We start from the raw sequence: 15,001 nt of genomic DNA, 5'->3' as shown, positions 1-15,001 counted from the left end.
CCGATCACCTCGGTCGCAGATCGTACTCCGTCGACGAGTGATCCTTGCCGTCGAGCTTGAGCAGACGCAACCCCTTGAGGCTCGATGGGGGCAGTTTTTCCACGGTCTCGATCCGCAGCCAACCGACGTAGAGGTAGTTCGGGTCGGGCCGCAGCCGGTCGATCAACTGATTGGGGCCGGACACCGTCGAGGGCCAGTCGCCCTCCCGGCGGAATTTCAGCTCCAGGAAGTGCCGCTCGACCAGGCTCGGCGTGAGGCGGGTGAGCGCCGAGAGGAAGGCCAGCCGCTCCTTCATGGACTCCAGGTTCACCGGCTCGACCTTCCGGCCGCCGACCAGCATCTCACCCTGCCGGAGGAAGAGCCGGGACGCGGCGCGGCGGGTTAGCCCCTGGAGGGGCGACTCCTCGCTGCAGATCAGGACCCAGCCACTGGGGTCCTCGAGCTCGCCCCGGGCAGGGAGAGAGGGCAGCGAGAACAGCAGGCCGATGAGGATGGTGATCCCCGGCCACAGTGTTCGCGCATGCAGTACACCTAGGCTCATCTCTCCCCCCAGGGTGTAGCCGACCCCTTGAGGTTACTCCCCGGGTCGCCTGCGGCAAGGGGTCCCCTCAAAAAAGAGAGAAAAAGTCGGGGCTCAGCGGCCGTCGGTCGGAAGCATCGAGTGGGCGAAGCGCACCAGCCGCTCGACCTCCTCGAGCGCCGGATCGCCCGGATTCGCCTCCAGGGCCCGCCTGCGGGCCTCCAGGCGCGCCTGGCGGGTGGCGCCGAGGCGCTTGGCCAGCCCGAGGCCCCGGTCGAGGACGGCGTTGAGCGCCACCCTCCCCGCGGTGCCGACGAAGTAGCGCGTGCCGTGTCGCCGCAGCGCCCGGCCATCGATCTCGATGCCGAGGCCCGGGCCATCGGGCACCGGGATCCGCCCCTTCTCCGCGCTCCAGGGCTCGACCAGGATGCCGTCCCGACCCTCGGGGACCCAGCCCGGCGGATCGTAGGGGTACTCGAGGAGCTTCTCCTCCCGCCAGCGTGACGCCGCGAAGAGCTGGAGGTTGATCGCGAAGCCCACCCCGTTGGTCCAGGTGTGGGGGGAGTAGGCCGCGCCCCCGTGGTCGATGGCCTGGATGATGGCCCAGGTCTCGGCGATGCCGCCGGTGAAGACGGCGTCCGGCTGGTACCAGTCGTAGCAGCCCCGGCCGATCATCACCCCGAACTCGGGCAGGCCCTGGTTGTTGAGCTCTCCGCCGGTGATGGCGATCTCGGTCGCCTCCCGCAGGCGCGCCTGCGCCGCGTAGTCGTCCATGGCCAGGGGCTCCTCCACCCAGGTGAAGCCCTGGGCCTCGGCGCCCCGGCAGAAGGCGAGCGCCCGCGCCTCGTCCCAGAGGGGGGCGTCGCCGATGGCCGCCACCCGCCAGGCCTGGTTCGCGTCCACCCCCAGGATCGCCGCGTCCCCCACCCCCTTCCGGGTCACCTCGAGCTGCTCCAGGTCCTCCTCGAGGGTCTCGGCGTGCACCCGCAGCTTGACCCCCTCGAAGCCCTCGGAGAGGCGGGCCTCGACCTCCTTCACCCGCTCGGCGCCCGAGCGCACCTGGCCGGTGCTGGCGTAGCCCCGCACCGACTCGAGGGGCTCGCCCCCGAGGAGCTGGTAGATGGGCTTGCCCCGGGCCTTGCCGACGATGTCCCAGCAGGCCGCCTCGATCCAGCCGACCCGCCAGCCCAGGTAGCTCATCTCCCGCACCCGCTGGCGGATGTTGGCGATGTCGTCGGCCCGCTCCCCCAGGAGGTAGTTGCCCAGCAGCGAGCCGAGCCCCGAGCGCTCGCTCGACATGCACTGGGCGGCGGACCACCCCTCGAGGCCCGAGGCCGTCACCAGCCGGATCAGATCGAAGCGGTTCTCCTGCTGCTCGAAGCCCGGGATCCAGGAGGGGTAGAAGGGCGCGGGCAGGGGCACCGCGACGCGCCAGAGCTCGATGCGGGTGATCTGCATCCCGTCACGCTACACCCCGGCGGGGGCACGGAATAGAGTCGGCCCATGACGACGAACCCCTGGAGAGACCTCGCGTCCGCGCTCGTGCTCGTGCTCGCGCTCGGAGGCACGCTCGGCTGCCCCGCCCACACCCGGATGGCCCCGGCGATCATCTCCCAGGTCGAGGACACCCTCGAGGGCCAGGCCCGCACGCTCCAGGTGAGCTGCCACACGGGCCCCTTCTTCCGCGACGCCCGCTTCCGCTTCCTCTCGGATCGCCCACCCGAGACCGTCGACCTGCTGCGCGGTCCGCGGGACGAGCCGATCACGGCCGGCGCCGCGGACGGCCTGATCCCGGCGGGCACCAGGGTGCGCATCCTCGACGTCCAGCTCCCCACGGCGACCAACGTCACCGGCCGCTCCCTCCTCACCCCCCGCTACTTCACCTGGGTGCTGGTGGAGGTGCCGGGGAGCCAGACCCCCCACGTCCTGGTCTTCCGGGACGATCCGCCGGACCTGGCGGGCTTCGAGGCCATGGTGGGCCGCTACCTGGGCGACGACTCGGTGCTGAAGGCCCTCGAGGGGCTGCACCCCGACGTCCAGGCCGCCATCGAGCACAAGGAGCTGCTGGCCGGCATGCGCGCCGACGCCGCCCAGATGGCCTGGGGCTTCCCCCGGCAGATCCAGCGGACGGTCGAGGCGGGGGTGAAGAAGGAGCGGTGGATCTACGAGGGCGGCGCGACCATCGACCTCGAGAACGACCACGTGAAGCGCTGGGAGACCCCCTGATTATTTTTCACCGGACCGGTGGAAGCCAGGCGTACCTGCGCATAGGTTGATCTCGATCGGGCCGGGGGGGGCTCGGGTGGAGGAACATCCATGTTCAAGCAACCTCTCTGTCCGGGCGCGGTGCTGGCCCTCTCCCTCCTCCTGGCCGCCTGCAGCGCCCAGAGCCACGACGGCGAGGGCACGCCCGATCGCTGGACCTCGGCGACCTGCCGGGAGTGCCACGGCACCCGCGGCGCCGGGGCCAGCCCCGAGGCGCTGACCGCCGACATCGTCGACACCCACTTCGACGATCAGCACCTCGACGCCGACGGCGCCCTCGTCCAGATCGAGAACGTCGCCGGCGACGCCTTCGTCCTCGACCCCGCGGTCGACTGGTCCCTCTCCATCCCGGGCGGCGCGCCCGCCCGGAACCCGCCGGGCTTCGTGGTGGAGGGCGCCGAGGATCAGTGCGCGGCCAGCTGCCACGCCGGACACGATCACGCCGGGCTGGTCCGTGAGCAGTACGCCCGCTCCTCCCACGCGGACCGTGAGAGCCACTGGATCTCACCGACCTGGGGCGGCTTCAGCACCACCGCCTGCTTCCAGTGCCACTCCGGCGCCGGCTTCGCCCTCTACACCGATCCGGCCACGACGGCCTGGAGGCCGCCGGACCACTCCCGCCCTCTCACCGAGGGTGGATCCCCGGGCGGGGACCTGATCACCTGCAACACCTGCCACCTCGGCACCGGGCTACCCTCCGGGAGGGAGCCCCTCCTCCGTGCCGAGGGCGCGGTGACCCTGACGAGCGGGACCGCCCCGGCCACCGACGTCGTCGACGGCACGGTCGACGCCGGCCGCGGCGCCGCCTGCGTCATCTGCCACTCCGGCCGGGAGAGCGGCGGCAGCCTCTTCCGCGCCATGGTGGCGAAGGGCACGGACCCCTACGACGGCAACGACGAGACGATCACCGGACAGGACTTCATCCAGGCCCACTACCAGGCGGCGGGCGCGACCCTCTTCAGCCTGAAGGCCTACGAGCTGCCGGGCCACCGCTACTCGCCGGGCAACCTCTTCCACCAGAGCGCGGGCTGCGTGGGCTGCCACATGCCCGACAGTGACGAGGTGGACCTCGGCGGCCACTCCCTGCGGGCCGCGAGGGACGGGGGCGTGCGGGACAACGCCACCTGCCGGGAGTGCCACGGCAGCACCGGCCGGGTCTGGAGCGACTACGAGGCCATCGGCCCGGCCATCGACGCCGACGGGGATGGCAGCGCCGAGCCGCCCATCGAAGAGCTCCACGGGCTCTACGACGCCCTGATCGAGGCGCTGGCCGCCCAGGGGGTCCACTACAACGAGGAGAGCTACCCCTACGTCTTCAACACCCCGGATCCCGCGCAGCAGAACTACGGCACCCGCCTCCGGGACTGGACCGAGTCCCAGCTGATCGCGGCCTACAACCTGCACTTCCTCTCCCACGACACCGGCGTCCACGTGCACAACTACCTCTACGCGGCGCAGGTGCTCCGGGACAGCCTCGAGCTGATCACGGGGAGCGTCCCGCCCGGGACCCGCCCCACCTCTCCCTACGATCGTGAGACCACCTCCTATGCGCCCTGACATCCGAGAGAACGCACCGACGAAGCCCGGGCGCCGTGGAGGGTGGCTCCTCGTCCCGGCCCTCGCGATCCTGGCGGCCTGCGGGGCCCTGAAGGCCCGCGAGCCCCTCGGCACCCTCCAGGAGTACAAGGAGATGCTCCTCGGTCACCCCGACGCCCAGTACGTCGGCACCGACCGGTGCCTGGAGGCCTGTCACACCCACGACGCCCGGCGCAACGACCTGGCCAACAGCACGATGGGACAGCAGCCCGGCTCGGCCGAGGGTGAACACCGGGTCGACTGCGAGTCCTGCCACGGCCCGGGCAGCCTCGCCATCGCCGGCCTCGATCATGACGAGGTCGAGGCCGCGGCGGCCCGGGGCATCAAGATCCCCTGCCGCTACGAGACCCTCACCCCGATCAAGAGGCTGCCGGCGGGGGCGCAGGACCTGATGTGCCTCAACTGTCACTCCTCCAGCGCGAACCCCAACCTCCACGACTGGGCGGCGAGCAGCCACGCGACCGCGGAGGTCACCTGCACCAACTGCCACCCGATCCACGCCGGCCCCGACATGCTGATCTCCTTCCGGGACCAGTCGGACCTCTGCCTCAAGTGTCACGAGGACCAGCGGGCCAAGATGGCGATGCCCAGCCGCCACCCGGTGATGGAGCGGAAGATGGGCTGCAACAGCTGCCACGAGCCCCATGGCTCCGGCGGCGCCGAGAGCGCCCTCGTCCGCCCGACGGTGCGGGAGACCTGTGGCAGCTGCCACGGCGACAAGATCGCGCCCTTCTCCTTCGCCCACGCCGACGTCATCGACGACTGCGAGACCTGCCACGATCCCCACGGCGCCCCCAACGACGACATGCTGGTCGCCACCGAGCCCTTCCTCTGCATGCAGTGCCACGTCGGGCATCCGGTCGACGCCGCCGCCGGCCCCTCCAGCCTGGAGTCGAAGGCCGCCTTCTACACCCGCTGCAGCAACTGCCACTCGACGCTGCATGGCTCCCACCTCCCCTCCCCCAGCGGGTCCGGGACCTTCATCCGCTAGGAGCTGCCGTGGAACTCCTGCTCATCTTCCTCTTCGCGGCCACTCCCGCTCCCGCTCTCGCTGGTGAAGACGCGTCTGCTCTCGCTGGCGAAGACGCGCCCGCTCCCGCCCTCCTCGTCGCCCAGGCCGGGGCGACCCCCGCCCCGGCGAAGGAGGAGGACGAGGAGGGGCTGGACGACTTCTTCGCCGAGACCCCGGAGCCCCACGAGACCTACGTCGCTCCGCACGACTTCAAGCTCGAGCTGGGCGCTGGCGTCCGCTTCTTCTCCGCCGAGGGCTCCCATCGCGCCAGCGAGTACCTCCACGAGCAGACCTGGCCGACCCTGGACGGGCACCTCGGGCTCTACGGGATCGGGAAGCACCGGGTCAAGGCGGACACCGTGATCCGCAATCCACGGGACTTCTGCGTCGACGGCGTCTACGGCCTGGGGGAGCTCCTCCAGGTTCGCCTCACCGGTACGGCCCTTCACCACGACACCGAGGCCCCCACCCCCCTCGACCTCGGCCCGGATCCCCGCTTCTCGGTCGGGACCGGGGAGCTGCCGGATCACCGCTACATCGACACCCAGACGGGCCGGCTCAAGGTGATGTTGAAGCTGCCCGACTTCCCGGCCCACCTCGTCCTGGATGGCTGGCTCCATCATCGGACCGTGAACCAGGCGCGCCCCTTCCTCGGCGGCTCGGGCCACTTCGACGACCTGGCGCTCCAGCACGCCCCCGACCTGGCCTCCGATCTCTTCCAGGAGGGCTCCGCCACCCTCAACAGCCACCTCGGGCCCGTCGAGCTGAGCTTCATCCACCGGCAGGTCGCCCTCACCCCGCTGAGCGCCTTCGAGACCTACCGCTACGAGGGCGCGCTCCCGCTGGGGGCGGGAGAGTACGCCCGGAACCTCTCGACCGTGTGGAGGGGTCACACCGAGGAGCTGGCCCTCAACTCGGACAACTCCGGCATGTACTCCCTGGTCGGCCGCCTGCGCTGGTCCGAGGTCGCCAATCCTCGGGCGGACCTGAAGGGCCGGACCCTGGGGGCCTACCTGGCGGCGACCGCGCGCCCCTTCCCCTCGCTCTCCCTGCGCGGCAGCGTCTCGGGGCGGACGGTCGGCTGGCGGGGCCCCGACACCGCCACCATCACCAACGTCACCACCGGCGAGACGACGGCCGTGCCGGCCCGTCCGCCCCTCGACCGGAACGAGCTGATCACCCGCCTGCGCCTGCGCTACCGCGTCAACCGCGACGCGGTGCTGGACCTGCGCTTCCGCCGGCAGGACCTCCAGCGGCCCGACGGGTCGGACTGGGGCCTCTCGCCCTACACCATCCGCAGCCGCATCGGGGCCCGGGTGAAGGTCGACGCCCACCGCACGATCACGGTGGAGGGCGGCTACGAGCACGAGTGGATCGCGGCCCCGGCCCTCAACACCGAGCCGGACGCCACCGGGAAGACGGAGCTCTCGCTGACCTGGCGCCCCTCCCCCCACTTCTCCGCCCGCGGCCGCTACCAGTACGCGATGGGCATGCGGGAGTCCCTCGCCTACGAGGTGAGCGGCGTGACCGTCCGCGGCGGCGCCCGCCGGACGGGCAGCCACAACGCCCAGGGCAGCGTGACCATCAACACCAACGACGGGATCACCCTGCTACTCCTCTACGGCTACATGCAGGTGCAGGTGGGGCAGGAGCTGGCCTACGACCTCTGGAGCACCGAAGAGGACACCCCCTTCCTCCGGGATCCCCTGGCCCTCTACCAGCACGACCTCCACCAGGTCGTGGGCGACCTCTCCTGGAGACCCCTGGACTGGCTGCACACCGGCCTGCGCGTGAGCACCAACTCCGCGCACTCCCGCTTCACGCCCACCGAGCCCCTCGCCCTCGAGCCGGTCTCCATCGCGGCCTTCTCCTCGGGCTTCTCCCTCCAGTACCGGGTGGACGCCTACCTGCGCCTTCAGGTCCACCCGCGCTGGACCACCTCGCTGACGGGCGGCTGGCGATCGATCGATCAGGCCGCCAACCCCTACGATCCCTGGCCCGACAGCTCGACCACCTTCCTCGCCGTCCACGTGATGAGGAGCTTCGAATGAGGAACGCTCGCCGACACCCCTGGGTCGTCGCGGCGGCCCTCCTCCTCTCCCTGGCGGCGTCCGCGCCGGCGCAGGCAGCGACGGTGGGGATCTTGCTGGAGCGAGACAACCCCCACTACCAGGCCTCGCTGAAGGCCTTCGAGGCCGCCCTCGAGGCCAAGGCGCCGGGCACCAAGGTGCTGGTCCAGAAGCCGGGCCCGACCAGCGTCGCCCGCTCCAACTCCCTCGAGCGCCTGGAGACCCTCAAGGTCGACGTGATCGTGACCCTGGGCACCACGGTGACGCGCTCGGCGGTGGGCCTCAAGCGGGTCGCGCCGCTGGTCTTCTCCCTGACCACCCCGAAGCAGATCAAGATCCCCGGCAGCTCCCACATGGTGGGGCTGACCTGGCAGCTCCCGATCGAGGAAGCCCTGGGGGTGTTGCAGGCGCTGGCCCCCGGCAAGCCCGTCGCCCTCGCCCACGCCGGGGGCAGCGACGCCAAGCGGGAGCTGAAGACCGCCACCGCCATCTGCGAGCGCCTGGGCCTCACGCCGGTGGAGGTCGATCTGAAGGCCGACGACCTCGCCGCGAAGCTCGCGGAGGTGGGCTCGGTCTACGTCACGGGCAACGCCACGGCGATCGACGCCATCGCGCCGCTGCTCGCGGCGGCGAAGCCCCGGAAGCTGCCGATCGCCACCACCACCGCGGGGGCGGAGCAGCGAGGCGTGCACGTGACCTTCGCCCCCGATCCGGCCGCCGAGGGGAAGGCCGTCGGGGAGCTCGCGGCCCAGCTCCTCCAGGGGGCCACGCCCGAGAGCCTCGGCAACCGTGAGCTGCAGGAGACGGCGGTGATCCTGAACCAGAAGGCCGCGGCAGAGGCCGGCCTCACCCTTCCCGACGACCTGAAGTCCCGCGCCACGCGCACGATCGAATAGCGCCCGGGCCTGACACGAGGCCGCCCCTGCCCGCAGAATGGCCGGGTTGAGCCGCTTCGCCCCCACCATCTTCCTCGGCGCCCTGCTCCTCTTCGGAGTGCAGCCGATGATCGCGCGCTTCATCACCCCCTGGTTCGGCGGGGGGACCGCCGTCTGGGCCACCTCCCTGGTCTTCTTCCAGACCGGGCTGCTCGGCGGCTACGCCTACGCCCACGGGATCCGGCGCCACCTCTCGCCCCGGCGGCAGGCGGCGCTCCACCTGCTGCTCCTCGCGCTCACCCTGCTCTTCCTCCCGATCGTCCCTCGTCCCCCCGCCTCGCCCCCGGCCGACCCCACCCTGGGGATCCTCGGCCTCCTGGCCGGCACCGTCGGCGCGCCCTACCTGCTGCTCTCGTCCACCGGCCCCCTGATGCAGAGCTGGTTCGCCCTGGCCCGCCCCGGCGACTCGCCCTACCGCCTCTACGCCCTCCCCAACCTGGGCTCCCTCCTCGGGCTGCTGGCCTATCCCTTCGCGCTCGAGCCCCTCCTCGGCCTGGAGGCCCAGGCCTGGAGCTGGTCGGGCGTCTACCTCGCCTTCGCCGCCCTGAGCGTCGCCTGCGCCCTGCCCCTCCTGCGCCGGGACACGGTCTGGCCCCTCGACGCCCCGGCCGACCGGAGCGCCGCGCCCCCCTGGCACCACCCCCTGCTCTGGCTCCTCCTGCCCGGCTCCGGGAGCCTCTTCCTCCTGGCCACCACCAACCAGCTGGTCCAGGACGTGGCCTCGGTGCCCTTCCTCTGGGTGCTGCCCCTCTCCCTCTACCTCGTCACCTTCATCGTCGCCTTCGAGCGGGACCGCTGGTACCACCGGGGCGTCTGGATCCCCCTCCTGGCGCTCGCGACCCTCACCTCGCTGCTCATCGTCGAGGCCGGCCCCTCGGTGCGGCTCTGGCTGCAGGTGACGAGCTACAGCGCCACCCTCTTCACCGCCTGCATGGTCTGCCACGGGGAGCTGGCCCGCCTGCGCCCCGCCCCGGATCGCCTCACCGGCTTCTACCTCCTGGTCTCCCTGGGCGGCGCCGCCGGCGGGGCCTTCGTGGCGCTGGGCGCGCCGCTGCTCTTCGACGGCTACTGGGAGTACCCGCTCGGCCTGGTGCTGGTCTTCCTCCTCCTCGGGCTGGTCGCCCTCCCCTGGCGCTCCCGGAGCCTCCCCGGCCTCCTGCGGCGCGGGCTGGTCGCCGGCTGGACCCTGGCGGTCGTCCTCCTGGTCCTCTTCGCCCTGGCCGACCGGGAGAAGAAGCTGCGCAGCTCGCTGGAGAGCGAGCGCAACTTCCACGGCGTGCTGCGGGTGAAGGAGGCGGGCCGCGGCGGCGAGGACTGGTACCGCATGATGATGCACGGGCAGACGCGGCACGGGGATCAGTACCTGGCCCCCCACCGCCGCGGCTTCGCCACGACCTACTACGGCCGCGAGAGCGGCGTCGGGCTGGCGCTGCGCCTCCACCCCCGGGCGGCGGCGCCGGGCTTCACGGTCGGGGTCATCGGGCTGGGGGCGGGCACCCTGGCCGCGCACGCCCGCGAGGGGCAGCGCTACCTCTTCTACGAGCTCGATCCCGCCGTCGAGCGGATGGCTCGAGAGCACTTCACCTACCTCGCGGACTCGGCCGCCAGCGTCGAGGTCGTCCTGGGCGACGCCCGCTTCGTCCTCGAGCAGGAGCGGCGCGCCGGGGCGCTGCGCGGCTTCGACGTGCTGGTGGTGGACGCCTTCTCCTCCGACGCGATCCCCGTCCACCTGCTGACCGCCGAGGCCTTCGCCCTCTACCGGGCGCACCTGGCCGCCGACGGCATCCTCGCCTTCCACATCTCCAACCGCCACCTGCAGCTCGAGCCGGTGGTGCGGGGCCTGGCCGCGAGCCAGGGCTGGGAGGTCCGGCGGGTGCGCCGCGACCGGGACGGCGCGACCGGCGGGGTGATGAGCAACTGGGCCCTCCTCACCCGCAACCGGGACTTCCTCGCGAGCGAGGAGCTGGACGCGGCCCTCGTCCCCTGGACCGCCGGCCTGGAGCCGGTGGTCTGGACGGACGACCGGGCCAGCATCCTGGGGCTGCTGAAGTGGCGCGCCCCCTGACTAGCCGGTGATCACCACGCTGATCTTTCGGCGGTGGGGGTGGGTGCGGTGCTCCCAGAGATAGAGGCTCTGCCAGGTGCCCAGGTCCAGCCGGCCCCCGGCGACGGGGATGCCGATGCTGGTCTGGGTGAGGATGCTGCGGACGTGGGCGGCCATGTCGTCGGGCCCCTCGGCGGTGTGCCGGTAGATCGGATCGCCGTCGGGGACCAGGCGCGCGGTGAAGGCCTCGAGATCCCGGCGGACGGTGGGATCGGCGTTCTCGCAGACGATCAACGAGGCGCTGGTGTGGTGGACGAAGACCGTGCAGAGCCCCTCCTCGACCCCGGAGGCGGCGATCACGGCGTCGACCCGGGTGTCGAGGGAGGTGGTGCCCCGGCCCTCGGTGGCGACGACGAAGCTCTCGCGATGCATGGAGGGGACTAAACCCTCGACCATGATGCTATGGGAAGGGCCATGCAGGCCTATCTCGATCTCATGCGGAGAGTGCTCGAGGAGGGGGTCGACCGGGAGGACCGGACCGGCACCGGCACCCGCAGCGTCTTCGGCCACCAGCTGCGCTTCGACCTCTCGGCCGGCTTCCCGGTGCTGACGACCAAGAAGCTGCACCTGCGCTCGATCATCCACGAGCTGCTCTGGTTCCTCTCCGGCGAGACCCGGGTCGAGCCCCTCCAGGAGGCGGGGGTCCGGATCTGGAACGAGTGGGCCACCGCCGAGCAGTGCGCCCGCTTCGGCCGCCAGGCCGGGGACCTGGGGCCGGTCTACGGCCACCAGTGGCGCAACTTCGGCGCGACGCCGAGGCCGGACGGCACCTGGGAGGCGGACGGCGTGGATCAGCTGGCCAACCTGGTCGAGCAGATCCGCCGGAACCCGCACAGCCGGCGCCTCATCGTCAGCGGCTGGCATCCCGCCGAGGCCGACCAGGTCGCCCTGCCCCCCTGCCACACCCTCTTCCAGTTCTACGTGCAGGGGGGGCGCCTCTCCTGCCAGCTCTACCAGCGCTCCGCCGACCTCTTCCTCGGCGTGCCCTTCAACATCGCCAGCTACGCCCTGCTCACCCAGATGCTGGCCATGGTCTGCGACCTGGAGGTCGGGGACTTCGTCCACACCTTCGGCGACGTGCACCTCTACCTGAACCACCTGGAGCAGGCCCGGCTGCAGCTCGAGCGCGAGCCGCGCCCCCTGCCCACGATGGAGATCAAGCGCAAGGTCGACGACCTCTTCGCCTTCCGCTACGAGGACTTCGAGCTCGTGGGCTACGACCCGCACCCCCACATCAAGGCCGAGGTCTCGGTGTGAGGCCCCTGGTGATCATCGCCGCGGTGGGCCCGGAGCGGCTCATCGGGCGCGGCGGCGGCCTGCCCTGGCGCATCCCGGAGGACCTGAAGTTCTTCAAGGCGCAGACCGTCGGGCACGCCATCGTCATGGGGCGCCTGACCTGGGAGGAGGTCGGCCGCCCCCTCCCCCGCCGACGCAACATCGTCGTGAGCCGCTCCCCCGACTTCCGCCCCGAGGGCGCCGAGGTGACCCCCAGCCTGGAGGCGGCCCTCGCCCTGGCGTGGGCGGAGGATGCCGAGCCCCGCATCATCGGCGGCGCGCACCTCTACGCGGCCGCCCTCCCCCTGGCCACCCGCCTCCTGCTCACCGAGGTGGACGCGTCCCACCTGGAGGTGCCGCCGGGCCAGCCTGGCGACGTCTTCTTCCCCGCCTTCGATCGCTCGCTGTGGGAGGAGACGCGCCGCACGCCGGGCGAGACGCCGGGGGTGGTCTTCACCGAGCTGACGAGGAGCGCCTCATGACCCAGACCCCGATGACCCCGCCGCCCGAGGGCACCCCCATCGAGCTCGATCACCCGCCCGTCTCCGTGGGCACCACCGTCGACGATCTCGCGCGGGTGCCCGCCCGGGTGAGGGCGCGGCGCCTCTTCTTCGTGCTCGGCGGCGTGGCGCTGCTCGGGCTCACCGCCGCCGCGGCCGTCTTCCTCCTGGACGCGAAGCCCGACACCGGGACCGCGCAAGGCGAGAGCTGGTTCGCGCGCCTGCTGGCCTCGAGCGGGGCGGCGTCGGAGGACGACGCGACGATCGACCCGGCCGCCTCGCTGGTGACCGAGACCTACGTGCCCACCGGCAACACCGTGCCGGGGATGGTCTACCTCGACTCCCTCCCCGACGGCGCCGAGGTGCGGATCGACGGCGAGCTGATCGGCAAGACGCCGCTGATGGTCGGCCGCGCCTACGAGGGAGAGTTCGCCTCCGTGCAGGTCAGCAAGAAGGGCTACGCGACCTGGAAGGGCCGCGTGCAGATCGTCGACGGTGGGATCCGGGCGGACATCACCCTCAAGCCCCTCGAGCGCTAGCGCTCGATCGGCTCGACGCCGGGACCGGTCTGTCCCTTCTCGTCCTTGCGCGGCGGCGGGCGGGTCTTGCCGACGATGAGGGCGTCGTCGAAGATGCAGCGGGCGTCCTGGCAGCCGAAGCCGACCTTGCCCCAGTTCTCCTCGGTGAGGTCGCCGAGCTGGGCGCGGCCGATCTCCTTGCCCTCGACCGAGCCGTAGAGCCAGCCCCCCTCGATCCAGAGGGCGAGGCGCAGGGCCTCGCGGCCGGCGGCCTCGGGGAGGCCGGTGCCGCCCTCGAGGGTGCCGAAGCGCTCGCCGTCCTCCAGGTTCCAGGAGAGGCGGTAGCCCCCGGACTCGCCGCCGGAGACCTCCAGGGCGAAGAAGTGCCGCTTGTTGCGGTAGAGGTAGAGCTTGGCGGTGGGCACCGGCTCGCTCTCGTCCGACTCCAGCGCGTCGACCAGCGCCCGCGCCTTCCCCAGGGGCACCTCGGGGCCCGGCGAGGAGGAGAGCACCACCGAGCTCTCCAGGCGGAAGCCGTCGGCGAAGAAGCGCTCGTCACCGAGGAAGGCCCGAGGCATCCGGTCGGTGGTCGCCAGGCCCGCGCCGCCCATGAAGACGTCCTGCACCAGCGCCTCGGCCTCGTGGACCCAGTAGCCGCGGTAGAGGAACCAGGGCATCTCTCCGGAGGTGTCGGTGACGAAGTCGAACTCGCGCTCGACCCGCTCGTCTCCGTCCAGGCGCATCTTCACCGGCAGGGACATCGGGCTCTCCTGGTGGTGCACGACCTCACGGGGGAGCTCGCCGCCGCCCCCGTCGGCGGTCAGCTCGCCCCCCAGGCCGGTGGTCAGGCCGGTGCTGATCGCGCGCCGGCCCTCCTGGCCCACCAGCACGAAGACCAGCACCGCCGCCACCGCCAGCCCGAAGATCAGGATCTGGACCGTGCGCTTGAGGCCCCGCCCGGTGCGCTCCAAGACGCTGTCGACGGTGGAGAGGGAGAGCTCGCTCTCGCCCTCGACGCTCCGCGCCCGCGCCCGGGGGCGGTCGGCGGCGGTCGCCGGGCCGGAGATCTTCATGGGGGTCGAGGTGAGGCGGCTCGACTCGGCCACCTGCTGGAGGTCGGCGAAGATCGCCGAGGCCCGCTGGTAGCGGTCGGCGGGGTTGGCCTCCATCGCCCGGGTGACGATGGCGTCGACCCGCTCGTCGAGTCCCTCGATGCGCTTGGAGGGCAGCTTGAAGACCCCGGCGGGCACCTCACCGCAGAGCAGCTCGTAGAGCATCACCCCGAGGGAGAAGAGATCGGCGCGGGCGTCGACGTCCCGGGCGCTCTTGCGCTGCTCGGGTGCCATGTAGTGGAAGGTGCCCATCGCCATGTCGGTGCGGGTCAGGTGCAGCCGCTCGTCGCCGCCGATGATGCCGGCGAGGCCGAAGTCCGCCACCTTCACCACCCCGTGGGGATCGATGAGGATGTTCTCGGGCTTGAGGTCCCGGTGGATCACGCCCTTCGAGTGGGCGTAGTCGATGGCGGCGCAGACCTGGGCGATGATCTCGACGGCCCGGGTCGGGGCCAGGGGTCCCTCCCGGAGGAGGTCCCGGAGCGAGGGCCCCTCCACGAACTCCATGGCGAAGTAGTAGGTGCCCTCGGCCTCGCCCCGGTCGATGATGCCGACGATGTTGGGGTGCGAGAGCGAGGCCAGGGCCGCGGCCTCCTTCTCGAAGCGCGCGACGAAGTCCTCGGAGCGGGCCAGCTCCGGCGCCAGCACCTTCAGGGCCACCTGCCGGGCGAGGGACTGCTGCTGGGCCAGGTAGACCTCGCCCATGCCGCCGCGCCCCAGGGTGCGCAGGACGTCGAAGCCGGGGATGGCCAGCCCGGCGCGCACGCGGGTCTCGTCGTTGGCGAAGCTCTCGCCGGCCACCTCGGCGTCGGTCGGCCCCTCGGTGACGTGCTCGTCGCTCCGGGGGGCGCTCTCTGCCTCCAGCGGGACCGGGGGGGGCGGCGGCGGCGCCCGGCCGATCTCGCCCACGGCCGTGCCCTTCCCGTTCTCCGGAGCACGGGCGCGCTGCTCCGCGGTGGGCCGCCCCATCGAGATGTCGCTGCGCTGCACGTCGAAGCGGATCCCGCAGCGGGTGCAGCGGACGCGCTGACCGGTCACGAAGATCGAGACGTCGTGGCCCGTGCCACAGTTGGGGCAGGTCTGCTCTGGCACCTT

At 72.0% G+C, this 15,001-nt stretch carries 13 protein-coding genes; 9 read left to right on the top strand and 4 right to left on the bottom strand.

The genetic code is table 11. The annotated features are described in order from the left end of the window. Positions 1-4: 4 nt before the first annotated feature. Positions 5-541, bottom strand: coding sequence for a hypothetical protein (locus tag P1V51_03720; protein ID MDF1562123.1), 537 nt, complete (start codon positions 539-541; stop codon positions 5-7). A gap of 93 nt (positions 542-634) precedes the next feature. After that, positions 635-1,978, bottom strand: coding sequence for a mandelate racemase/muconate lactonizing enzyme family protein (locus P1V51_03715; GenBank protein MDF1562122.1), 1,344 nt, complete (start codon positions 1,976-1,978; stop codon positions 635-637). 45 nt (positions 1,979-2,023) lie between these two features. On the opposite strand from P1V51_03715, the gene P1V51_03710 reads away from it, so the two are divergent. The 6 genes from P1V51_03710 (at position 2,024) to P1V51_03685 (ending at position 10,462) form a co-directional block, all read left to right on the top strand. Then, the gene (locus tag P1V51_03710) at positions 2,024-2,746 is read left to right on the top strand and encodes a hypothetical protein (protein ID MDF1562121.1); all 723 of its coding nucleotides are present in this window, start codon (positions 2,024-2,026) and stop codon (positions 2,744-2,746) included. A gap of 90 nt (positions 2,747-2,836) precedes the next feature. Next, positions 2,837-4,342 carry a hypothetical protein gene (locus tag P1V51_03705; GenBank protein ID MDF1562120.1) on the top strand — a complete coding sequence of 502 codons (1,506 nt, stop codon included), beginning with the start codon at positions 2,837-2,839 and terminating at the stop codon, positions 4,340-4,342. Beyond that, positions 4,332-5,372, top strand: a complete 1,041-nt coding sequence (locus tag P1V51_03700; protein MDF1562119.1) for a DmsE family decaheme c-type cytochrome — start codon at positions 4,332-4,334, stop codon at positions 5,370-5,372. Before P1V51_03705 ends, P1V51_03700 begins: the two co-directional genes overlap by 11 nt. An 8-nt stretch (positions 5,373-5,380) precedes the next feature. Then, positions 5,381-7,444, top strand: coding sequence for a hypothetical protein (locus P1V51_03695; GenBank protein ID MDF1562118.1), 2,064 nt, complete (start codon positions 5,381-5,383; stop codon positions 7,442-7,444). Then, positions 7,441-8,358, top strand: a complete 918-nt coding sequence (locus P1V51_03690) for an ABC transporter substrate binding protein (protein ID MDF1562117.1) — start codon at positions 7,441-7,443, stop codon at positions 8,356-8,358. Before P1V51_03695 ends, P1V51_03690 begins: the two co-directional genes overlap by 4 nt. A gap of 46 nt (positions 8,359-8,404) precedes the next feature. Next, positions 8,405-10,462 carry a fused MFS/spermidine synthase gene (locus P1V51_03685; GenBank protein ID MDF1562116.1) on the top strand — a complete coding sequence of 686 codons (2,058 nt, stop codon included), beginning with the start codon at positions 8,405-8,407 and terminating at the stop codon, positions 10,460-10,462. Here P1V51_03685 and P1V51_03680 read toward each other — a convergent pair whose 3' ends face one another. After that, positions 10,463-10,873 carry a secondary thiamine-phosphate synthase enzyme YjbQ gene (locus P1V51_03680; GenBank protein ID MDF1562115.1) on the bottom strand — a complete coding sequence of 137 codons (411 nt, stop codon included), beginning with the start codon at positions 10,871-10,873 and terminating at the stop codon, positions 10,463-10,465. 42 nt (positions 10,874-10,915) lie between these two features. On the opposite strand from P1V51_03680, the gene P1V51_03675 reads away from it, so the two are divergent. The 3 genes from P1V51_03675 to P1V51_03665 are packed head-to-tail and all read left to right on the top strand — an operon-like array spanning position 10,916 to position 12,815. Beyond that, positions 10,916-11,758 carry a thymidylate synthase gene (locus tag P1V51_03675; GenBank protein MDF1562114.1) on the top strand — a complete coding sequence of 281 codons (843 nt, stop codon included), beginning with the start codon at positions 10,916-10,918 and terminating at the stop codon, positions 11,756-11,758. Further along, positions 11,755-12,258 carry a dihydrofolate reductase gene (locus P1V51_03670; GenBank protein ID MDF1562113.1) on the top strand — a complete coding sequence of 168 codons (504 nt, stop codon included), beginning with the start codon at positions 11,755-11,757 and terminating at the stop codon, positions 12,256-12,258. The genes P1V51_03675 and P1V51_03670 overlap by 4 nt, the downstream gene beginning before the upstream one ends. Further along, positions 12,255-12,815 carry a PEGA domain-containing protein gene (locus P1V51_03665; protein ID MDF1562112.1) on the top strand — a complete coding sequence of 187 codons (561 nt, stop codon included), beginning with the start codon at positions 12,255-12,257 and terminating at the stop codon, positions 12,813-12,815. Before P1V51_03670 ends, P1V51_03665 begins: the two co-directional genes overlap by 4 nt. On the opposite strand, the gene P1V51_03660 is transcribed toward P1V51_03665, so the two are convergent. Beyond that, positions 12,812-14,998, bottom strand: a complete 2,187-nt coding sequence (locus P1V51_03660; GenBank protein MDF1562111.1) for a protein kinase — start codon at positions 14,996-14,998, stop codon at positions 12,812-12,814. The genes P1V51_03665 and P1V51_03660 overlap by 4 nt on opposite strands. Positions 14,999-15,001 lie beyond the last annotated feature (3 nt).

The sequence above is a fragment of the Deltaproteobacteria bacterium genome (genome assembly GCA_029210625.1).
Lineage (GTDB): Bacteria > Myxococcota > Myxococcia > SLRQ01 > SLRQ01 > JARGFU01.
This window is presented reverse-complemented; position numbering and strand designations above follow the sequence as displayed.

Coding starts and splice junctions, on each gene's coding strand:
- P1V51_03720 (MDF1562123.1), bottom strand. CDS start 541: ATGAGCCTAGGTGTACTGCATGCGCGAACACTGTGGCCGGGGATCACC.
- P1V51_03715 (MDF1562122.1), bottom strand. CDS start 1,978: ATGCAGATCACCCGCATCGAGCTCTGGCGCGTCGCGGTGCCCCTGCCC.
- P1V51_03710 (MDF1562121.1), top strand. CDS start 2,024: ATGACGACGAACCCCTGGAGAGACCTCGCGTCCGCGCTCGTGCTCGTG.
- P1V51_03705 (MDF1562120.1), top strand. CDS start 2,837: ATGTTCAAGCAACCTCTCTGTCCGGGCGCGGTGCTGGCCCTCTCCCTC.
- P1V51_03700 (MDF1562119.1), top strand. CDS start 4,332: ATGCGCCCTGACATCCGAGAGAACGCACCGACGAAGCCCGGGCGCCGT.
- P1V51_03690 (MDF1562117.1), top strand. CDS start 7,441: ATGAGGAACGCTCGCCGACACCCCTGGGTCGTCGCGGCGGCCCTCCTC.
- P1V51_03680 (MDF1562115.1), bottom strand. CDS start 10,873: ATGCATCGCGAGAGCTTCGTCGTCGCCACCGAGGGCCGGGGCACCACC.
- P1V51_03675 (MDF1562114.1), top strand. CDS start 10,916: ATGCAGGCCTATCTCGATCTCATGCGGAGAGTGCTCGAGGAGGGGGTC.
- P1V51_03665 (MDF1562112.1), top strand. CDS start 12,255: ATGACCCAGACCCCGATGACCCCGCCGCCCGAGGGCACCCCCATCGAG.